Source organism: Streptomyces sp. NPDC042336, assembly GCF_055581985.1.
This window is the reverse complement of sequence record NZ_JBVJEA010000015.1, coordinates 152,339-172,351: the sequence shown is the minus strand read 5'-3', so window position 1 is coordinate 172,351 and position 20,013 is coordinate 152,339. Positions and strand designations below refer to the sequence as shown.

General features: G+C 73.2%; 18 protein-coding genes. 11 read left to right on the top strand and 7 right to left on the bottom strand.

The genetic code is table 11. The features are described 5' to 3' along the window. Together ACZ6IM_RS28730 and ACZ6IM_RS28725 are read left to right on the top strand one after the other, a co-directional pair. On the top strand, positions 1-492 hold a 492-nt coding region (locus tag ACZ6IM_RS28730), incomplete at its 5' end, for a cbb3-type cytochrome c oxidase subunit I (RefSeq protein WP_469560330.1). Further along, complete coding sequence (locus tag ACZ6IM_RS28725) at positions 489-842, top strand: hypothetical protein (RefSeq protein WP_469560327.1); 354 nt, start codon at positions 489-491, stop codon at positions 840-842. The genes ACZ6IM_RS28730 and ACZ6IM_RS28725, both read left to right, overlap by 4 nt. On the opposite strand, the gene ACZ6IM_RS28720 is transcribed toward ACZ6IM_RS28725, so the two are convergent. Next, entirely contained in the window at positions 843-1,505 is a 663-nt protein-coding gene (locus tag ACZ6IM_RS28720) for a TetR/AcrR family transcriptional regulator (RefSeq protein ID WP_052842673.1), read from the bottom strand. Between the two features lie 191 nt (positions 1,506-1,696). On the opposite strand from ACZ6IM_RS28720, the gene ACZ6IM_RS28715 reads away from it, so the two are divergent. After that, entirely contained in the window at positions 1,697-2,950 is a 1,254-nt protein-coding gene (locus ACZ6IM_RS28715; RefSeq protein WP_469560324.1) for a YncE family protein, read from the top strand. A 240-nt stretch (positions 2,951-3,190) separates the two neighbouring features. On the opposite strand, the gene ACZ6IM_RS28710 is transcribed toward ACZ6IM_RS28715, so the two are convergent. Continuing rightward, a complete protein-coding gene (locus ACZ6IM_RS28710; protein ID WP_052842671.1) occupies positions 3,191-3,691 on the bottom strand; it encodes a metallophosphoesterase family protein in 501 nt (166 codons plus the stop codon). Positions 3,692-3,813: 122 nt separating this feature from the next. Between ACZ6IM_RS28710 and ACZ6IM_RS28705 the strand changes: the two genes are divergently transcribed. Next, positions 3,814-4,395: a hydrolase gene (locus tag ACZ6IM_RS28705; protein ID WP_052842670.1), complete on the top strand. Its 582-nt coding sequence runs from the start codon at positions 3,814-3,816 to the stop codon at positions 4,393-4,395. Between the two features lie 15 nt (positions 4,396-4,410). Here ACZ6IM_RS28705 and rfbB read toward each other — a convergent pair whose 3' ends face one another. From rfbB to ACZ6IM_RS28680, 5 genes are all read right to left on the bottom strand, one after another. Further along, positions 4,411-5,385 (bottom strand): dTDP-glucose 4,6-dehydratase, encoded by a 975-nt coding sequence (rfbB, locus tag ACZ6IM_RS28700; RefSeq protein ID WP_052842669.1) that lies wholly within the window; start codon positions 5,383-5,385, stop codon positions 4,411-4,413. A gap of 156 nt (positions 5,386-5,541) precedes the next feature. Further along, on the bottom strand, positions 5,542-5,721 hold the full coding sequence (locus tag ACZ6IM_RS28695; protein ID WP_052842687.1) for a hypothetical protein: 180 nt from the start codon (positions 5,719-5,721) through the stop codon (positions 5,542-5,544). A gap of 99 nt (positions 5,722-5,820) precedes the next feature. Further along, the gene (locus ACZ6IM_RS28690; RefSeq protein WP_052842668.1) at positions 5,821-6,240 is read right to left on the bottom strand and encodes a CBS domain-containing protein; all 420 of its coding nucleotides are present in this window, start codon (positions 6,238-6,240) and stop codon (positions 5,821-5,823) included. A gap of 119 nt (positions 6,241-6,359) precedes the next feature. After that, positions 6,360-8,843, bottom strand: a complete 2,484-nt coding sequence (locus tag ACZ6IM_RS28685) for a SpoIIE family protein phosphatase (protein WP_052842667.1) — start codon at positions 8,841-8,843, stop codon at positions 6,360-6,362. Between the two features lie 723 nt (positions 8,844-9,566). After that, positions 9,567-10,853 (bottom strand): S1 family peptidase, encoded by a 1,287-nt coding sequence (locus ACZ6IM_RS28680; protein ID WP_469560319.1) that lies wholly within the window; start codon positions 10,851-10,853, stop codon positions 9,567-9,569. Between the two features lie 581 nt (positions 10,854-11,434). Between ACZ6IM_RS28680 and ACZ6IM_RS28675 the strand changes: the two genes are divergently transcribed. The 7 genes from ACZ6IM_RS28675 to ACZ6IM_RS28645 all read left to right on the top strand — a co-directional run bounded on the left by ACZ6IM_RS28675 (position 11,435) and on the right by ACZ6IM_RS28645 (position 20,007). Further along, complete coding sequence (locus ACZ6IM_RS28675) at positions 11,435-11,650, top strand: hypothetical protein (protein WP_007389398.1); 216 nt, start codon at positions 11,435-11,437, stop codon at positions 11,648-11,650. 142 nt (positions 11,651-11,792) lie between these two features. Continuing rightward, a complete protein-coding gene (locus ACZ6IM_RS28670; RefSeq protein ID WP_052842665.1) occupies positions 11,793-12,599 on the top strand; it encodes an HlyD family efflux transporter periplasmic adaptor subunit in 807 nt (268 codons plus the stop codon). Next, entirely contained in the window at positions 12,596-14,818 is a 2,223-nt protein-coding gene (locus ACZ6IM_RS28665; RefSeq protein WP_469560315.1) for an NHLP family bacteriocin export ABC transporter peptidase/permease/ATPase subunit, read from the top strand. Before ACZ6IM_RS28670 ends, ACZ6IM_RS28665 begins: the two co-directional genes overlap by 4 nt. A gap of 1 nt (position 14,819) precedes the next feature. Next, on the top strand, positions 14,820-17,642 hold the full coding sequence (locus tag ACZ6IM_RS28660) for an NHLP bacteriocin export ABC transporter permease/ATPase subunit (RefSeq protein ID WP_469560313.1): 2,823 nt from the start codon (positions 14,820-14,822) through the stop codon (positions 17,640-17,642). 30 nt (positions 17,643-17,672) lie between these two features. Beyond that, a complete protein-coding gene (locus ACZ6IM_RS28655; protein ID WP_052842662.1) occupies positions 17,673-18,683 on the top strand; it encodes a Ppx/GppA family phosphatase in 1,011 nt (336 codons plus the stop codon). Between the two features lie 58 nt (positions 18,684-18,741). Next, complete coding sequence (locus ACZ6IM_RS28650) at positions 18,742-18,921, top strand: hypothetical protein (protein WP_052842661.1); 180 nt, start codon at positions 18,742-18,744, stop codon at positions 18,919-18,921. 54 nt (positions 18,922-18,975) lie between these two features. After that, positions 18,976-20,007 carry an iron-containing redox enzyme family protein gene (locus ACZ6IM_RS28645; RefSeq protein WP_469560310.1) on the top strand — a complete coding sequence of 344 codons (1,032 nt, stop codon included), beginning with the start codon at positions 18,976-18,978 and terminating at the stop codon, positions 20,005-20,007. The last annotated feature ends 6 nt before the right edge of the window (positions 20,008-20,013 follow it).

The window sequence follows — 20,013 nt, the reverse complement described above, 5'->3', positions numbered from 1 at the left end:
TTCCACTACGTGGTGTTCGGCACCGTGGTGTTCGCGATGTTCGCCGGCTTCCACTTCTGGTGGCCGAAGTTCACCGGCAAGATGCTGGACGAGCGTCTGGGCAAGATCACCTTCTGGACGCTGTTCGTGGGCTTCCACGGCACGTTCCTGGTCCAGCACTGGCTGGGCGCGAACGGCATGCAGCGCCGGATCCCGGACTACCTGGCGGTGGAGGGGCTGACGGCGCTGAACACCGTGTCGAGCGTGTTCTCCTTCCTGCTCGGCATGTCGCTCCTGCCGTTCTTCTACAACATCTGGAAGACCGCCAAGTACGGCAGGAAGATCGAGGTGGACGACCCGTGGGGCTACGGCCGTTCGCTGGAGTGGGCGACCTCCTGCCCGCCGCCGCGGCACAACTTCCGCACGCTGCCGCGCATCCGCAGTGAATCCCCCGCCTTCGACCTGCACCACTCCCCCGCGGCCGGTGCCGAGCCGGAGCTGAGCCCCCGGTGAGCGGCGGGGAGGGCCGCCCGCAGGCCGCCCGGGTGCTCATCGACGAGATCGAGGGCCATCTGCTCATCGCGGCCACCCGTGCGCAGGGGCGTACGGCCGCCGTACGCTTCACGGCGCCGTTCGACTGGCTGGGCGACGACCGGCGCCAGGAGGTGGAGGAGCGTTTCGAGGCCGAGTACCTCGCCCTCGCCCGGAACTCCTGGCGGCGCACGGCCGAGCGTGCCGGGCGGTTGCGCGAGGAGTACGAGGAGCGGTACCGCGCGCTGCGGCGCCGGCTGCTGGCCGGATGCCTGCTGGGGGCGTGCGCGGTGCTCGGGTGCGCGGGGGTCCTGGTCCTGGGGCGGGGGTAGTCAGCGCGCCGTCGGACTCCAGCCGGGTGGGCGCAGCAGGGCCAGGAGCTGCCGGACCAGCTCCTCCACGACCTCGTCGAGGGTGGCGTCCACCCAGCCCGCGCTGTAGTCGTGCAGCAAGCCGTTGACACCGCCGATGAACGCGGTGGCGGCGAGCCGGTAGTCGCGGGGCGCCGCCTCCCCGCGTACGGCGGCCGATCGGGCCTCGGCGCAGATGAGGTCGATCCAGCGGGCGCGGCGGGCCAGCCGTTGTTCCTCCAGGCGCGGGCTGACGCCGATGATCTCCACGAAGGTGATGCGGACGCGGCGCGGGTCGGCGGTGACGTTTGCGGCGTAGGCCCGGAAGATCGCGGCGGCGCGCTCGGGGAGCGGCAGGTCGCTGGTGTCCTCGGCGGCGCCGCGGACGGCGTCCTCGGCCCAGTCGTTGACCTGGAGGTGGAGGGCGGCGAGCACGTCCTCCAGGGTGCGGAACTCCTCGTAGAACTGGCGGGTGGACAGGCCGGCGGCGTCGCTGAGGGCCGCGACGGTCGTGGCCCGGTATCCGGGGGTGTCGCCGAACAGCTGGAGCGCGGCGTCGAGGAAGCGCCGGCGGCGTTCGGCCTGGCGCTGCGCGGCCGACTTGCCGCCGTAGCGGCCCGTCGGTGCCCTGAGCCTGCCCGCCACCCGTTCTCCTTCCTCGCGCCAACTCCCCGCCGCACGGCTGATTTTGTCGTGTCCGCGGCCTTGTGGAGAAGGGCGCCCATTCCTTACTTTGCAGTAAGTTCACTCTGAAAGCGGCTGTGTTCAGATTGCGCGCTCCATCGCTCCAGCGCTCCATCGCCCCCACACCACGCCCCCTGCCGGAGGAGAGCAGCATGCCCGCGTTCACGACCAGGCACCTCGGCGCCGTCGCCACCGCCCTCGCCCTCACCGTCGCCGCCCCCGCCGCCACGGCGTCGGCCGCCCCGGACGCCCCCGCCGACCTGCGCGAGGTGATGTTCGTCGGGAACAACTGGGACGGCACCGCGGACGTCATCCGGTCCACCGGCGACTTCGCCGGGATCGGCCGGATCGACGTGGTCCCGGACCGGGCGGAGCGGATGGCGGAGATCAACGCCGACCCGATCAAGTGGATCTACTTCCAGGCCATCCGCAACGGCGTCGGGGAGGGGCACGACCAGCTCGTCGACGACATGTACTCGACGCCGGACGGCGCCTCGGTGGTCGTCTCCCGGCCCAGCTTCGCCGATGTGGTCTCCGTCGACCTCGCCACCGGTGACATCAACTGGCGCTTCCCGGTCTCGGGGTACCGCTCGGACCACATGGCGGTCTCCCCCGACGGCACCCGGGTCGCGGTCTCGGCGTCGACCTCCAACACGGTGCACGTCCTGGACATCCAGACGGGCGAGCAGGTCGGCTCGTTCGCCACCGGCGACAAGCCCCACGAGAACATCTTCACCGGCGACGGCAGGTACATCTGGAACATGTCCATCGGGGAGGTGAACACCGCGCTCGACGCCCCCTGGCTCGACTGGACCAAGGGCGACCGGCACATCACGGTCGTGGACGCGAGGACGTACCGGCAGGTCAAGGTCATCGACATGCGGGAGCGGCTCGACGCGATCGGCCTCGGGGACCACTCGGACGCGGTGCGGCCCGCGGTGTTCTCGCCCGACGAGTCCAAGCTGTACTTCCAGGTCTCGTTCTTCAACGGCTTCTTCGAGTACGACGTCGCCACCGACCGGATCACCCGGACCAAGACCCTGCCGAAGAACCCCGCCACGAGCGAGGACCGCACCACCTGGGTGAACGACTCGCGCCACCACGGCCTCTCCATGAGCCCGGACGGTGCCAGGATCTGCGTCGCCGGCACGATGGACGACTACGCCACGGTCGTCGACCGCGGCACGCTGCGTGAGGGCCCGCTCGTGGCCGCGGCCAAGCCGTACTGGGCCACGGTCAGCGGCGACGGCAGGCACTGCGTGGTCTCCGAGAGCGGCGCCGACCAGGTCACGGCCATCGACTTCGCCACCGGCGAGAAGTCCGCCTCCGTCCCCGTCGGCGACCACCCGCAGCGGGTCAGGATCGGCCGGGTGGCGGCGGACTGGACGGGGCCGTCGGCCGGCTGAGACACCCCGCGGTCCGGGTCCGGCGGATCGTCCCCGCACGCAGGTGTGAGCCCGCCCGGCATGGGTAGTCGCCCGGCAACGGACAAGGCATGCATGTCCTTGACACCACTGCCTCGGAAGGAGGTCCGTGACAGCGCACTCCAGAAGAAGCGCCCGGGCCGCTTCCTCCGACACGGAGCGGCCCGGTCCGCACCGGGCGGCACCCTCACGGGTACCGCCCGTTCCACTGCCGGGCCCTGCTCACCGTGGCGGCAGCCGGTGCAGCTCGACGTCCCGCAGCCGGCCGTCGGCGACCGTGGCGGTCATGTAGGTGCAGTGCGGCTGACGGCGCCGGTCCGTCGGCGACCCCGGGTTGAGCAGTCTCAGGCCGGTGGCCGCGGTGGTGTCCCAGGGGATGTGGCTGTGCCCGAAGACGAGGACGTCGAGGTCGGGGAAGCGGGCGGCGCAGCGGGCCTCCCGCCCCTGCGCGGCGCCCGTCTCGTGGACGACGCCCAAGCGCAGGCCGCCGAGGTCCGCGTACGCGACCTCGGGCAAGCGGGCGCGCAGCGCGGGTCCGTCGTTGTTGCCGTGGACGCCGATGAGCCGGCGGCTGCGGCTCTCCAGCAGGTCGAGGGTGGCCGTGTCGACCCAGTCGCCCGCGTGCAGGACGACGTCCACGCGCGGGACCTCCGCCAGCAGCGGCGCCGGCAGCTCCTTGGCACGCTTGGGCAGGTGGGTGTCGGACGTGATCAGCAGACGCACACCGTCGAGTCTAATCGACAGGTAAAACTGTGCAGTCTCAGCTGGACAGTTTTACCTGTCGATTTTACGGTGGGGTCGATCGCGGCCGAACCGTGTGAGAACCATCCGAAAGGCACCACCTCATGACCGTCACCGCCCTGGACCCCCGCACCGCCCTCGTCGTGATCGACCTCCAGTCCGGCATCGTCGCCGCGCCCACCGAGCCGTACACCGGCGCCGAGGTCGTCTCACGGAGCGTCGAACTGGCCGAGGCCTTCCGCGCCCGCGACCTGCCCGTGGTGCTGGTCCGGGTCTCCTTCGCCGCCGACGGGGCCGACGCCGTGCCCGGCCGTACGGAGGCCGGCGCCGGCGGCCCGCGGCCGGAGGGCTGGGACGTCGTCGTCGACGAACTGGCCGGTCACCCCGGAGACATCACCGTCACCAAGCGCAACTGGGGCGCCTTCCACGGCACCGGCCTCGACGTCCAGCTGCGCCGCCGGGGGGTCACCCAGATCGTGCTCTGCGGCATCGCCACCAGCATCGGTGTGGAGTCCACCGCCCGCGCCGCCCACGAACACGGTTACCACGTCACACTCGCCACCGACGCCATGAGCGACATGAGCGCCGAGGCGCACCGGGGCAGCGTCGAGCGGATCTTCCCGCGCCTGGGCGAGACGGGCACGACACGGGAGATCCTGGAACTGCTGGGCAAGACGCACGGCTGACGGGCCGGACGCCGGTCACCCCGCGTCGGCGCGCCGCTTGAGCGGCTCCCACCAGGCCCGGTTGTCGCGGTACCAGGCGACGGTCTCGGCCAGCCCGGCCGCGAAGTCGCGGCGGGGGCGGTAGCCCAGTTCCTCGCGGGCCTTGCTCCAGTCGACCGAGTAGCGCAGGTCGTGGCCCTTGCGGTCCGCGACGTGCACGACCCGGTCCGGTCCCGCGCCGCAGGCGTCGAGCAGCAGGCCGGTGAGGTCGCGGTTGCTCAACTCGGTGCCGCCCCCGATGTTGTAGACCTCGCCGGCCCGGCCCCGGGTGCGCACCAGGTCGACGCCCCGGCAGTGGTCGTCGACGTGCAGCCAGTCGCGGACGTTGCGTCCGTCCCCGTACAGCGGCACCGGGCGGCCGTCCAGGAGGTGGGTGACGAACAGCGGCACGAGCTTCTCGGGGAACTGGTGCGGGCCGTAGTTGTTGGAGCACCGGGTCACCCGTACGTCGAGGCCGTGGGTGCGGTGGTACGAGAGGGCCAGCAGGTCGCCGGACGCCTTCGAGGCGGCGTAGGGGGAACTCGGCCGCAGGGGGTGCTCCTCGGTGGCCGAACCGGAGTCGACGGAGCCGTAGACCTCGTCGGTGGAGACGTGCACGAAGGGGCCCACGCCGTGGCGCAGGGCGGCGTCGAGCAGGTTCTGGGTGCCGACGACGTTGGTGAGGACGAAGTCGGAGGCGGCGTGGATCGAGCGGTCCACATGGGACTCGGCGGCGAAGTGCACCACCTGGTCCGCCCCGGCCGTCAGCTTGTCCACGAGTTCCGCGTCGCGTATGTCACCGTGCACGAACTCCAGGCGAGGATGGCCGAGTTCGAGGTTGGCGGTGGTCCCGGCGTAGGTGAGGGCGTCCAGCACGGTGATCCGCGGCGCCCCGGGCGCGTCGGAGGCGAGGAGCCCGGCGACGTAGCGGGAGCCGATGAATCCGGCGGCGCCGGTGACCAGGATGTTCATGAGCGGTTCCGTGCCTTGCGGGGAGTCGGGGCGGACGGTGCGGGGCGTCCGCGACGCTACCGGCGTGCCCTTCGTGCTCCGCGACCGGCCCGGAACGCGCACCGCGCCGGCACCGAGGCCGGCGCGCTGGGCGGGGTCACCGCCCTCGGGGCTCGCTCAGTCCTCGCCCCGGACGATGTTCGACTCCTGGCCCGGTTGCGGTGTGCGGGTGGTGCTGCCGTCCTCGACGGCCGGTATCCAGGTGCGCAGCACGCCCCTGCTCCGCAGGCGGCGGGCCTTCGACCAGCCTGTCTCCAGCCGACGGACGGCGGGTTTGCCGCCGGTGTCCGTGGTCACGGGCATCATCTTCCTTCTGGGTCCGCGTATGGTGCGCTCGCCCCTCCGGGTCCCCGGGCGGGACAGCGCAAAACCCGGGCAGACGGCTCCCCGCGGTGCCTAGGAATTGGGCCGGGCCACGCTGATGTCGCCCAGCGCCGATTCCGGGTCGCGCTCCATGGCCAGGTCGCCGAGGGAGACGATGCCGACCGGACGGCCGTCGTCGACGACCGGGAGACGGCGTACTGCGTGCTCGCGCATCAGCCGGACGGCGTGCTCCAGCTCCTCGTCGGACCGTACGGTGACCACGTCGTCGCTGCACGCGCCGGCCACGGTGGACTGCTCCGGGTCACCGCCCTCGGCGACCGACCGGACCACCAGGTCGCGGTCGGTGACCAGGCCGCGCAGCCGGTCGCCCTCCGTGACCAGGACGGCTCCGAGGCCCCGGTCGCGCATGATACGGGCCACGGCCGTGACGGAGGTCAGCGGCTCGACCGTCACCGGATCGCCGGTCATGACGTCGCGGACGTACTGGGTCATGGGGGCGTCCCTCCCTTTCCTTCCCGGCTTCTTCGCCCGCGCCCGGCTTCCCTGTTTCTCGCGCGTGGCGCGGCCGGGCGGGTACCCGGCGTCGGGGTGGCCGAACCGGCCGGGGACGCTCAGCCGCCGACCGGGATTTCGCTCCACACCTGCTTGCCCCCGCTGACCGGCAGCGTCCCCCAGGCCGCCGACAGGGCCTCGACGAGGAGGATGCCGCGTCCGCCCGTGGCCTCCCAGCCGATGCTGGTCGGTTTGACGGGCGTGCGCGGCGAGGCGTCGGCGACCGCGACGCGCAGCCGGCCGCTGATCAGGGTGAGGTCGAGCCGTACCTTGCCGTCGGTGTGCACCAGGGCATTGGTGACCAGCTCGGAGACGATCAGCAGCACGCCGTCGACGGCGTCGTCCGGTACGTCCCAGGAGCGCAGGGTGCGCCGGGTGAAGCGGCGGGCGTGCCGCACGGCCTCGGGCAGCCGCCACACCGACCAGCTCTCCCGCAGCGGGCGCAGGGCCATGCCGTCGTAGCGCACCAGCAGCAGCGCGACGTCGTCGTTGCGGCGCGCGTTGCCCAGCAGGGCGTCGGCGACCAGCCCCAGGTGGGCGGGGGCGGAGACGGCCAGGGCGTGCGCGAACCGGTCCATGCCCTCGTCGATGTCGGACTCCGGCGTCTCCACGAGGCCGTCCGTGGTGAGGGCGATCAGCGTGCCCGGCCTGAGCCGCAGCGGGCTCATCGGGAAGTCGGCCTGCGTCACCACGCCGAGCGGCGGCCCGCCCTCCACCTCCGCGATCTCCGTACTGCCGTCGGGGTGACGCAGCACCGGTGGCAGGTGCCCGGCCCGCACGCACCAGGCGGAGCCCTCCTCCATGTCGAGGTCGACGTAGACGCAGGTGGCGAAGAGGTCGGTCTCCATGCCGGTCAGCAGCCGGTTGGCGTGGGACACCACCACGTCCGGGGGGTGGCCCTCGACGGCGTAGGCGCGCAGGGCCGTGCGCATCTGGCCCATCAGCGTGGCAGCGCCGGCGCTGTGGCCCTGGACGTCGCCGATGACCAGGGCCACGTGGTGGTCGGGCAGCGGGATCACGTCGTACCAGTCGCCGCCCAGCTCCAGGCCCGCGGTGCTGGGCAGGTAGCGGGCGACGGCGACCGCGCCGGGCAGCTTCGGCAGCCGGCGCGGCAGCAGCTGGCGCTGGAGCATGCCGACCAGCTCGTGTTCGGCGTCGAAGGCGTGGGCGCGCATCAGGGCCTGCCCGGCCAGGCCCGCCGAGGCGGTCAGCAGGGCGCGCTCGTCGGGGCCGAAGTCGTGCGGGGTGTCCCAGCCGATCAGGCAGGCGCCGGCCATGCGGCCGCCCGCGGGCAGGGGCAGTACGGCCAGGCCGCCGGGGCCGACGTCGGCGAGGGCCGGTTCCAGGTCGCCGGTGCCGGCGGGCCAGATCCGGGCGCGGCCCTCGCGCAGCGCGGCGGCGAGGGTGGGCATGGCCCGTACCGGTGCGTCCGGCCACTCGGTCCGCCACTCCAGGCGCCACAGCTCGGGCCAGGACTCGGGGTCGGGCGGGTCGAGGACGGTGACGACGAGCCGGTCGTTCTCCAGCTCGGCCAGGGCGATGCGGTCGGCCCTGAGCGGTCTGCGCAGGGCGGCGACGACGGCCTGGCTGACGTCGCGGACGGTCCCGGCGGTGGCGAGCGCGGCGGCGAGGCGCTGGACGCGGGCGACGTCGGTCACGTCCGGGCGCAGCGTGGAAGCGTCGGCGACGGTGCCGACCAGGAGGGTCGGCCTGCCGTCGCCGCCGGGCAGCAGGCGCCCGCTGAGCCGCAGCCACTTCGGCGGGCCGGTGGGCTGGAGCACCCGGAACTCCAGCTCGCGCTCGCCGATGGTCATGTGGTCGGACTCGGTCACCGACATCAGTGACGGCAGGTCCTCCGGCACGGTGAGGCCGAGCAGCGTCTCGACCTTGCCGTCGAACTCCTCGGGGGCGAGGCCGAACAGCCGCAGGATCTCGTCGCCGACCTCCGCCCGGCCGGTGTCCATGGCCAGGGTGAAGGCGTCCGGCTGGAGGTCACCTGCCTCGGCGGACTCGGTGGTCGCGGCCGGGACGGGGCAGGTGATCGCCTCGGCGATCAGCTCCAGGCACGCGCGGCCGTCGGCGTCGAACCCGTCCGGGTGCTCGGTCAGGGCGAGGAGGCAGCCGCCACCGTCCCCGCGTACGGGCAGGACGGCCAGCGAGAAGCCGCTCGACGGCACGTGCCGCGACTCCGCCGATCCGGCGAACTCCTCCGGTCCGATCCACACCGCCTCGCCGGCGCGGTGGGCGTCGGCGACCGGGGAGCCGCCGGACGCGGGGTAGCTGTCGCGCACGCCGTACAGGGTGCGCGGCGCTCCGGCCGACTCGGCCAGGCAGAGCAGCTCGCGGTCGTCACCGGGCGTGTAGAGCGCGGCCAAGGAGGCGCCGGCGAAGACCAGCGCCTGTTCGAGGATCCCGCGCAGCCGCTGCTCCGGCCGCGGGCCCGCCGCGATCGCCTTCAGGGCGCCCTCGGCACGCAGCGTCCTCGGTCCGCGTTCCGCAGCGCCCTCTCTGACCACGTCGCCATTACAGCGCTTATGGGACATCCGCGCAGCCCCTACGGACCGGGTACCGCCGGCCAGGAGCACTCGCGGGCACGAGGCCGGCTACTGCACGGCGCGGGCGGGGACGTGCCCGCGGGCCACGGACGGGGCGGACACACGCGGGCACCGCAGACGGCGCGGGGCGGCACGACGAGGAGTGGGGCGACGCGGCGGCACGGGGCAGGACGACACGGCGCGGGGTGGCACGGGGCAGGACGACGCGGCGCGGGGTGGCACGGGGCAGGACGACGCGGTGCGAGGGTCATGGTGGGGGGCGCCCCCGGCGCGCAGGCCACGGCGGCGAGCGACGCCGGGCCGTACGCATCGGCGGAGGTGGGCGGGAGGGCCCGGGGCCTTGCGGCCACTGCCGCGCGGGTGCGCGAGGGGCGGACACGGGCCGCGGGGTCCGGTCGGCCGGTACGGGCAGCCGGGCCGTCGATGGGCCGGCTGCCGGCGCTCGCGCAGGTGGTGGGCCGCATCCGGCCGGCCCCGGTCGTCAACGCGCTCACGCACGCGCCCCTGCTGTCGAAGGCCGCGGTGCTGGTGGCGGGGGTGGCGGACCGGGAGGTGCCGCTGTTCGCGGAGCGGACCCTCGAGCAGTGGTGCGCGGAGCACGAGCCGGAGGGCGACGGCCGCCGCAGGTACTTCGGCCTCCGGTCGCCGTCCGGTCCCGTCGGCGGGGGCCGGGCGGCGATCCGGAGGCCGTTGTGTCAGCCCGTCAGCCCATTAGCCCGTCAGCCCCTCGCCCCCGTCCCCGCCGCCGACGGCCGCACCGTCACCGGAGCCGTCACCCGCCTCCCCGGCATCTCCCGCACCGGAGCCGTCGTCGGCACCACCTGCACCCGAACCGTCGCCCGCGCCACCCTCGTTCCCGGCACCGGCACCGGCGTCCTCGCCCCCGAGCGTGGCGCCGACCGCCTCCAGGGCGGTGGTGACCGGCTGGAAGAAGGTCTCGCCGCCGACCGTGCAGTCACCGCTGCCGCCGGAGGTCAGGCCGATCGCGAGGCCGTCCCGGGTGAACAGGGAGCCCCCGCTGTCTCCCGGCTCGGCGCAGACGTCGGTCTGTATGAGACCCGTGACCGTGCCCTCCGGGTAGTTGACGGTGGCGTCCAGGCCGAGGACCTGGCCGTCGGCCAGCCCGGTCGTGCTGCCCATGCGGAAGACCTCCTGACCGACCGTCGCCTCGGCGGCCCGGCTGATCGGCAGGGTCTGGTCGCCGAGGTCGACCTCGCTGGGCGCCTCGGTCGCCGGGTCGTCGTACGTGACCAGCGCGAAGTCGCCCTCGCCGGGGAAGACCGCCTGGTCGACGGTGGCGACCGGCTGCCCGCCCTGCGCGTCGGACCACTGCTCGGCCGCGACCCCGCAGTGACCGGCCGTCAGGAAGGCGGGCGAGCCGTCGCCCGCGGTGACGTTGAAGCCGAGTGAGCAGCGCGCGCCGCCGCCGAAGATGGCGTCGCCGCCCGACGCGAAGGTCTTGAAGGTGCCGGCGGACTTCCTGACCGTCGCCATGCCGGAGCCGAGGCCCTCGACGGTGGACTCCAGCCGGTCCCACCGGTCGCCGGTGACGGTGCTGTCGGCGGTCACCAGGATCTTGTTGGTGCGCGGGTCGATCGCCCACGAGGTGCCCGGGATGCCGGCCTCGGACTTCAGGGTCTGCGCGCCGCTCCGCAGCTCCCCCATGGTGTTGTCGACCTCGCGGACGTCCGCACCCGCCTTCTCGGCCTGCACGACGGCGTCGTCGTTGTCACCGGGGACGACGTTGACGACGAGCTGCCGCGCGCCGGAGTCGTAGTAGGAACCGGCGAAGGTGTCGCCGAGCAGGCCGGCGAGCCGTGAGGCGAGATCCGACGCGTCCGCCGCCTTGAGGGTCCTGGGCGTCGCGGCGGCGTCGTTGGAGGAGCCGCCGTCCTGCGAGGCGTTGGCGTTCGGCAGCAGGACGGCGGCCGCGCCGAGCGCCACCACACCGCCCGCCGCCATCGCGGCCCTGCGCTTCGGGATTCGCTTGTGACTCAACCTACTCGACCTCCTGGGACCGGGGTCCGTGCCCGCCGGTCCGGCAGCTGTTGGGGGCGCCTGGATGGCAGTTGGTACGCACGGGCCGGGCGGGGTGTTCAGCCGGAGCGCCGAGTCGCACCCGGACGACACCCTCCGCGTCCGCCCGGCGACGCACCGTTGCGATCACGGAGCGGAATGACTGCTTCAGCGAATCTGCACATCGAATGCCCAACCCGGTCACTCTCGTTGGAGCATCTGCACAAGCGGGCGGCGGCTCGTACGCCATTGGGGCCGGAGTGCCCCAATCGGCTCCCCCGGGGCAAGGGATCGCACGAGCCGATGTGGCGCAGCGTGTGAAGAAGTCGCCGCGAAGGCGTGCGCGCCCCTGCACGCTTGGGTGCCCGGGCGTCGCAAGTGCGCTGGTGGGAGGGGTGATTGATTGGAAGCCCGGACCGGCCGCGTGCTTTGATCCATCGCACCGCGGGGGCCGCGGAGGGCTCGGGAAACGGGCACTCGGCGCTCGCGGTCGCGGCCGTCATCTGTCCCCAGAGGGGGCCGCTCCCCCCTTGTGAAATGGCTATACGAAGGGAAGTTCCATCATGAACTCCACCCCCCAGGTTGAGACCGTCGAGATCTCCGACGCCGACCTCGACAACGTCTCCGGCGGCCTGAACGTGAACGCCGTCGGCACCGTCACCGGCCTGGTGGACGGCATCGCCCCGGTCTCCGGCCTGGTCAACACCGTCGTCGGCACGGTCGAGGGTGCCACCGGCCTGAACACCGCCCCGGTCACGGGCCTGGTCGCCGGTCTCTGATCGCGCCCTTGCGTCGCTGAGTCCCGGAGCCCTCCAGGCTCCGGGACTTTTCGGCCGTTCTCGCCTTTCGGCTTTCGGCCGTTCCCCCCTTCGGCCGTTCGCGCCTTTCGGACGTTCTCACCGAGCCCTGGATACGTCAGCCGTGCAGTTCCGCCAACAGGCCCTCGCCAAGCTCCAGTCGCCGGAGGAGCTCGATCTCCCGGTGCGTTTCGCCCGTCCCCAGGGCTGGCTGGTGCTGTCCGTGACCGTGGTCGCGATGGCCGCCGCGTCCGTGTGGGCCGTGGGCGGCTCGGTGACCTCCACGGTCTCCGCCCCCGCCATCCTCACCCACGGGCAGGGCAGTTACCTCCTGCAGAGTCCCGCCTCGGGCCAGGTCACCGCGGTCCTGGCGCGCCCGGGGCAGCGGCTGGCCGCCGACGCCCCGGTGCTGAAGGTCCGCACCGCCGAGGGTGAGACGGTGGTCCGCTCGGTCGACGCCGGCCGGGTCAGCGCGCTCGCGGCCACCGTCGGGCAGATCATCCGGACCGGCGCGAACGTCGCCTCGGTCGAGAAGGTCGCCCACACCGGCGATCCCCTCTACGCCACCGTCTACGTCCCCGCCGAGAAGGCCGCCGCCATCCCCGCGCACGCCTCCGTCGACCTGACCGTCCAGTCGGTGCCGACGCAGCAGTACGGCGTCCTGCACGGCGAGGTGAAGGCCGTCGACCGCTCGGCCCAGTCCGCGCAGACGATCGCCGCGTTCCTCGGGGACAGCCAGCTCGGCGAGCAGTTCACCGAGGACGGCAGGCCGGTGGCCGTGACGGTGGAGCTGGCGGCCTCGAAGTCCACGAAGAGCGGCTACGAGTGGTCCTCGGCCGACGGACCGCCCTTCGCACTGTCCTCCATGACCCTGGCCTCGGGCTCGATCCGGCTGGCCGACCAGCGTCCCGTCGATTGGCTGCTGCCGTGAGCACCGCACAGGAGACCCGGGGCAGACGCCGCGCCGCCCCGCCGAGGCGGAGCGTGCCGAAGAGCCGCGCGAAGACCGTCCGTACGCCGACCGTGCTGCAGATGGAGGCGGTGGAGTGCGGCGCGGCCTCTCTCGCGATGGTGCTGGCGCACTACGGCCGCCATGTCCCGCTGGAGGAGCTGCGGATCGCCTGCGGCGTCTCCCGCGACGGCTCGCGCGCCAGCAATCTGCTGAAGGCCGCCCGGAGTTACGGCTTCACCGCCAAGGGCATGCAGATGGACCTGGCCGCCCTCGCCGAGGTGACGGCACCGGCCATCCTCTTCTGGGAGTTCAACCACTACGTCGTCTACGACGGCATGGGCCGCCGGTTCGGGCGGCGCGGGGTGTTCATCAACGACCCGGGCAAGGGCCGCCGTTTCGTGTCCCTGGAGGACTTCGACGGCAGCTTCACCGGAGTCGTGCTGACCATGGAGCCGGGCGAGGACTTCACCCGCGGCGGCCGCAAGCCGGGCGTGCTCGGCGCGATGCCCGCCCGGCTGCGCGGCACGGCCGGGACCCTGCCCGCCGCCGTACTGGCGAGCCTGCTCCTGGTGGCGGTCGGCGCGGCGGTGCCCGCGCTCAGCCGCACCTACATCGACATGTTCCTGATCGGGGGGCAGACCTCGCTGCTCGGCGTGCTGTTCGCGTCGATGGGTGCCTGCGTGCTGCTCACGGTGGTGCTGACCTGGCTCCAGCAGGCCAACCTGCTGCACGGTCGCATCATCTCCTCCACCCTTTCCAGCGCCCGCTTCCTGCGGCACCTGCTGCGGCTGCCGGTGACCTTCTTCTCCCAGCGCAGCCCTGCCGACCTGGTGCAGCGGCTGCAGTCCAACGACGCGGTCGCCGAGACACTGGCCCGCGACCTCGCCGCGGCGGGCGTGGACGCGATCGTGGTCGTCCTGTACGCCGTGCTGCTGTACACGTACGACCCGCAGCTCACCTTCGTCGGCATCGGCGTGGCGCTGCTCAACATCTTCGCGATGCGGGTCGTCATCCGGCTGCGCGCGACCCGTACGGCGAAGCTGCGGGCGGACACGGCGCGGCTGACCAACACCGCCTACACCGGTCTCCAGCTGATCGAGACGATGAAGGCGACCGGCGGCGAGGACGGCTACTTCCGCAAGTGGGCCGGCCAGCACGCCACCACCCTGGAGGAGCAGCAGCGGCTCGGGGTGCCGGGTGCCTGGCTGGGCGTGGTCGCGCCGACGCTTGCGACGCTGAACAGCGGGCTGATCCTGTGGATCGGCGGCATGCGCGCGGTCGAGGGCCACATCTCGGTCGGTCTGCTGGTCGCCTTCCAGGCGCTGGTGGTCCGCTTCACAGCCCCACTGACCCGGCTGAACGGCGTCGCGGGCCGCATCCAGGACTTCGCGGCCGACGTGGCCCGGCTGAAGGACGTGGAGAACTTCCGGGCGGACCCGCTCTACGACCGCCCCGGCGGCGGCGACTCCACCCGCCGACTGCGCGGCCACGTGGAATTGCAGAACATCTCCTTCGGCTACAACCCGCTCGACAAGCCCCTGCTCACCGGATTCGACCTGACCGTCGGGCCGGGGCAGCAGGTGGCCCTGGTCGGTGGTTCGGGCAGCGGCAAGTCGACGGTGTCGCGGCTGATCTCGGGCCTGTACGCGCCGTGGGACGGCGTGATCCGCATCGACGGGCAGCGGCTCGACGACATCCCGCGCGGGGCGCTGGCCTCCTCCGTCTCCTTCGTCGACCAGGACGTGTTCCTGTTCGAGGGCTCGGTGCGCGACAACGTGGCGCTGTGGGACCCGTCGATCCCCGACGACGCCGTGGTGGACGCGCTGAAGGGCGCCGCGCTGTACGACGTGGTGATGCGCAGGCCGGGCGGCGTCCACAGCCCGGTCGAGCAGGACGGCCGCAACTTCTCCGGCGGGCAGCGCCAGCGCCTGGAGATCGCGCGGGCCCTGGTGCGCCGGCCGAGCATCCTCGTCCTGGACGAGGTGACCAGCGCGCTGGACGCGGAGACCGAGCTGGTGGTCATGGACAACCTGCGCCGGCGCGGCTGCGCCTGCGTGGTGATCGCGCACCGGCTCAGCACCGTGCGGGACAGCGACGAGATCGTCGTCCTGGAGCACGGCACGGTGGTGGAGCGCGGGCGGCACGAGGAACTGGTGGCGCGTGGTGGCACCTACGCGGCGCTGGTCAGGGAGCGCTGAGATGACGACCGTGCACGAGGGACAGGGCGACCTGGTCCTGGGGGCGCTCGGCTCGCTGGGCACGCGCGTCGACTGCGCCGGGTTCAACCGCCTCGACCTGGAGGGGCCGCAGGTGCTGTGGCTGGTGGCGTCCGGCGCGGTGGACCTGTTCGCGGTCGACGCCGGGGAGCAGGGCCACTGGCACCACCTGGGCCGCCTGGAGGCGGGCTCGGTGCTGCTCGGCCCGGTCGCCGGGCCGCAGCACACCCTGGTGGCACGCCCGCTGCGGGACTGCGTGGTGCACCGCATCGCACTGCGCGAGCTGTACCAGCCGGCGAACACCCAGACATGGTCCTACGACGCCTACGGCAACCCCCAGTACGTGCCGCCGACGACGAGCCCGCTGGAGTACGCCCTCGCCCTCGGCGTGGGCCGCGGCCTCACCGTCCTCTTCCAGGCGCCGATGGCCGGCGAGCGGGCCGCCGCACCCACCGACGACGACGTGTTCTGGATGCAGGTCCCGCCGGGCAGCGTGCAGTACGGGGCGGTGTACGGCGAGGAGGCGGCCGCCGACCTGCTGATGGACCCGGCGCTGTGGCAGAGCCTGGTAGACCAGCAGTACCGGCTGCTGACCACCCTGGACCGCTGGATCGAGCAGCTGGAGCGCACCCACGAGACCCGGACGGCGGCCGGCATCAAGGCCGGTGAGGCGGTGCGCGCCCAGGCCGACCGGACACTGCTGGCCTCCATCGGCAAGGGGTCGGCGCGGCGCACCACGTCCGCCGACGCCGACGCCACCTACGCGGCCTGCGCACTGGTCGCGCGCGCCGCCGGTATCCCGCTCGCCGAGCCGGCCCGGAACGGCACCGAGAGCGACCGGCTCGACCCGGTGGAGCGCATCGCGCTCGCCTCGCGCGTGCGGACCAGGTCGGTGCGGCTGGAGGACCGCTGGTGGCGGGAGGACGTGGGGCCGCTGGTCGGGCACCGCACCCTGTCGGGGGCGCCGGTGGCGCTGCTGTGGCGGCGCGGGGGCTATGTGGCCGTGCATCCGGCGACCGGTCGTGAGACACCGGTGGAGAAGGCGAACGCCGGGGAGTTCGAGCCGCGCGCGGTGATGTTCTACCGTCCGCTGCCGGAGCGCCGGCCGAGTCCGCTGCGGCTGCTGCGGTTCTGCCTGGCGGGCACGCGCCGGGACCTGACGTCCCTGCTGCTCGCCGGTCTGGTGACGGTGGCCCTCGGCGCGCTGGTACCGGTCGCGACGGGCCGGGTGCTCGGCGAGTTCGTGCCGAAGGCACAGACCGGGCTGATCGTGCAGGTGTGTCTCGCGGTGATGTTGAGCAGTGTCGTCGCGGCGGCGTTCATGCTGCTGCAGAACCTGACCATCCTGCGCCTGGAGGGCCGGATCGAGGCGACGCTCCAGCCCGCCGTCTGGGACCGGCTGCTGCGGCTGCCGACGAGGTTCTTCACCGAGCGTTCCACCGGTGAGCTGGCGAGCGCGGCCATGGGCATCAGCGCGATCCGCCGACTGCTGGCGGGGGTGGGCCCGACGGTGGCCCAGTCGGTGACCGTCGGGGCGATGAACCTGGGGCTGCTGCTCTGGTACAGCGTGCCGATGGCGCTGGCGGCGCTCGGCATGCTGGTGGTCGTCGCCGGGGTCTTCCTGGGCCTCGGACTGTGGCAGGTGCGCTGGCAGCGGCGGCTGGTCAAGCTCACCAACAAACTGAACAACCAGGCGTTCCAGACCCTGCGCGGGCTGCCCAAGCTGCGGGTGGCGGCGGCCGAGAACTACGCCTACGCGGCATGGGCGGAGCGGTTCGCGCACAGCCGGGAGCTGCAGCAGCGGGCGGGGCGGATCAAGAACCTGAACGCGGTGCTCGGCGCGGTGTACCTGCCGCTGTGCACGCTGCTGATGTTCATGCTGCTCGCCGGTCCGGCGCGGGGTTCGATGTCGGCGGCGGAGTTCCTCACCTTCAACGCCTCGGTGACGATGCTGCTGACCTCGGTCACCCAGCTGACCGGAGCGTTCGTGTCGGGCGTGGCGGCGCTGCCGCTGTTCGAGGAGATCCGGCCGGTCCTGGACGCGACGCCGGAGGTGCGCACGGCGAGCACCCGGCCGGGGCCGCTGTCGGGGGCGATCGAGGCGCGTCGGCTGTCCTTCCGGTACACCGACGACGGGCCGCTGGTCCTGGACGACGTGTCCTTCGAGGTGCGGCCCGGCGAGTTCGTGGCGGTCGTCGGCCCCAGCGGCTGCGGCAAGTCGACGCTGCTGAGGCTGCTGATCGGCTTCGACCGGCCCCTGTCGGGCAGCGTCCTGTACGACGGCCAGGACCTGGCGGCGCTGGACCAGTCGGCGGTACGCAGGCAGTGCGGGGTGGTGCTCCAGCACGCGCAGCCGTTCACCGGCTCGATCCTGGACGTCATCTGCGGGACCGAGCCGTACACGCCCGAGGAGGCGATGGCGGCGGCCGAGATGGCGGGGCTCGCCGAGGACATCAAGCGGATGCCGATGGGCCTGCACACGATCGTGTCGGGCAGCGGGGCGGTCTCCGGGGGCCAGCGACAGCGGCTGATGATCGCTCAGGCGCTGATCCGCCGGCCGCGCATCCTCTTCTTCGACGAGGCGACCAGCGCCCTGGACAACGAGACGCAGCGGACGGTGATCGAGTCCACCAAGGCGCTCAACGCCACCCGGATCGTGATCGCGCACCGTCTGTCCACGGTGCTCGACGCCGACCGTGTGATCGTGATGGAGGACGGCAAGGTCGCCCAGCAGGGCCCGCCCGCCCGGCTGCTGGCGGACACCGGCGGCCGGCTGCACGAGTTGGTGCGGCGACAGCTGGCCTGATCGGCGCTCAAATGGGTACCTGTTGCCCTCATGCGTATCAGCGTGGTGGACGTGGGATCGAACACGGTCCGGCTCATGGTGGCGGACGCCGAGGGCGGCGTCCCGCTTCCGGTGCACACCGCGAAGTGGCGGCTGCGGCTGTCGGAGCAGGTCAGGCCGGGTGGGCCGGTCCCGGAGGAGGCCGTGGAGCGGCTCGTCGAGGCGGTCGCCGACGCGAGCCTGACCGCGGACCGCTGGGGCGCTTCGGGGCCGCTGGCCTTCGCGACCGCGGTGGTGCGTGCCGCGCCGAACCGGCGTGAGGTGCTACGCACCGTCCACACCCGCACCGGCGTGCCGCTGTGCACGCTGCCGGGCGAGGTGGAGGCGGAGCTGACGTTCCTCGGGGCCCGGCGGTGGATGGGCTGGCGGGCCGGACCGCTCGCCCTGCTCGACATCGGCGGCGGCTCGCTGGAGGTCGCGTTCGGGCGTGGCCGGCTGCCCGGCTTCGTGGCCTCGCTGCCGCTGGGCGCGGCCCGGCTCACCCACGAGTTCCTGGCGGGCGGCCAGGACCCGGCGTCGCGGGACCAGGTCAGGGCCTTGCGCCGCAGGGTCCGTCACCAGCTGAGGGACGTCGCGGCGCGGATCCGCTGGGAGGGACCGCGGACCGCGGTGGCCACCTCGCGGACCTTCCAGCAGCTGGGGCGGCTGTGCGGGGCCCCGCCGGGCCGGCACGGGCCCTTCACCGAGCGGCGGATGCTCTGCTCGGACCTGGGGGACGCGGTGGGCCGGCTGGCCGCGCTGTCCGCCCCCGAGCGGGCCCGGCTGCCGGGCATCTCTGCGCCGCGCGCGGCGCAGAGTCTGGCCGGCGCCGTGGTGGGGCACACGGCGATGAAGCTGACCGGCCTGGAGTCGGTGACGCTCTGCCCCTGGGCGATCCGCGAGGGCGTCCTGCTGCGCCACATCGAGGACGGCCCGTCCTGGTGGGCCGAGGTCGTCCGCCGCAGCGACGAGGCCGCTCCCCCGGCGCCGGTGCCGCTGCGCCTGGCGGCCACGTCGAACTGAGCGATCCCCGGCTGAGCGATCCCCGGCACGACCCGTACGAGGAGAGAAGGAGGACCCCGTGTCCCACAACGGCGAGCACGACCACAAGCAGCCCGAGACCGCCATCGAGGAGGTGCTGCGCGAGATCGAGGAGGCCAGGCCCCGCGACGCGGAGTCCGACGAGGGCGAGCACCGGGGCGAGGCCGGTGACGCCACCTCGCCGAACACCGGTGCCCAGGAGGACGCCGAGGGCGAGTGAGTGCCGCTCCACGCGGCCGGGGGTGCCACGGCGCCGTCCGGGTACTCGCGGCGCATGGAGTACGACCGCGAAGGACCACAGCTGCCGACGGCGCGGGGACCGGTCTCCGAGGCCGTCGGCGCACATCTGCTCGGCACGGGCCCGCTGCCCTCCCCCGAGGCCGTCGCCGCCGCGCCCGTGTACGGCGACGACCTCCAGCTCGCCCTGTACCAGTGCTACGAGCTGCACTACCGCGGTTTCGCGGGTGTGCGCCCCGACCTCGAGTGGGACCCCGGCCTGCTGGGCGTCCGGGCCGGTCTCGAGCGGCGTTTCCTGGCCGCCCTGCGGGCCGGCACCCCCGTGCACGACAGCGTCGCGGACGCGGTCGGGGCGCTGCTCGTCGAGCCGGTCCACGGCGAGGGGGTCAGCCACTTCCTGCGGGACGAGGGCGAGTTGTGGCAGCTGCGCGAGTACGCGGCCCAGCGCTCGCTGTACCACCTGAAGGAGGCCGACCCGCACGCCTGGGTGCTGCCCCGGCTGTGGGGCCGCGCGAAGGCGGCGATGGCGGCGGTGGAGTTCGACGAGTACGGCGGCGGGCGCGCCGACCGGGTGCACGCCCGCCTGTTCGCCGACCTGATGACGGACCTGGACCTGGACACGACGTACGGGGCCCATCTCGACGCGGCCTCGGCCGAGTGCCTGGCCACGGTGAACATGATGTCCCTGTTCGGCCTGCACCGGTCGCTGCGCGGCGCGCTGGTGGGGCACTTCGCGGCAGTGGAGATCACCTCGTCCCCCGGTTCCCGGCGGCTCGCCGAGGCGATGCGCCGCACCGGTGCCGGTCCGGCCGCCGAACACTTCTACGACGAGCACGTCGAGGCCGACGCGGTGCACGAGCAGATCGTGCGGCACGAGGTCATCGACGGGCTGCTGGAGCAGGAACCGCAGCTCGCGGCGGACGTCGTGTTCGGCATCGACGCCACCGGGTACATCGAAGAGCGCCTCGGCGCCCGGCTGCTCGCCGACTGGCGCGCGGGACGGTCGTCCCTGCGTACGCCCCTGCCCGCCCCTCGCCGCACGCAGGGAGAAATCTCTCATATTTCGTGACGGCCG

Excerpts from the sequence above, each read along its gene's own strand:
- ACZ6IM_RS28690 (WP_052842668.1), bottom strand. The coding sequence starts at position 6,240 with ATGACCCAGTACGTCCGCGACGTCATGACCGGCGATCCGGTGACGGTC.
- ACZ6IM_RS28715 (WP_469560324.1), top strand. The coding sequence starts at position 1,697 with ATGCCCGCGTTCACGACCAGGCACCTCGGCGCCGTCGCCACCGCCCTC.
- ACZ6IM_RS28660 (WP_469560313.1), top strand. The coding sequence starts at position 14,820 with ATGACGACCGTGCACGAGGGACAGGGCGACCTGGTCCTGGGGGCGCTC.
- rfbB (WP_052842669.1), bottom strand. The coding sequence starts at position 5,385 with ATGAACATCCTGGTCACCGGCGCCGCCGGATTCATCGGCTCCCGCTAC.
- ACZ6IM_RS28705 (WP_052842670.1), top strand. The coding sequence starts at position 3,814 with ATGACCGTCACCGCCCTGGACCCCCGCACCGCCCTCGTCGTGATCGAC.
- ACZ6IM_RS28685 (WP_052842667.1), bottom strand. The coding sequence starts at position 8,843 with ATGTCCCATAAGCGCTGTAATGGCGACGTGGTCAGAGAGGGCGCTGCG.
- ACZ6IM_RS28675 (WP_007389398.1), top strand. The coding sequence starts at position 11,435 with ATGAACTCCACCCCCCAGGTTGAGACCGTCGAGATCTCCGACGCCGAC.
- ACZ6IM_RS28645 (WP_469560310.1), top strand. The coding sequence starts at position 18,976 with ATGGAGTACGACCGCGAAGGACCACAGCTGCCGACGGCGCGGGGACCG.
- ACZ6IM_RS28655 (WP_052842662.1), top strand. The coding sequence starts at position 17,673 with ATGCGTATCAGCGTGGTGGACGTGGGATCGAACACGGTCCGGCTCATG.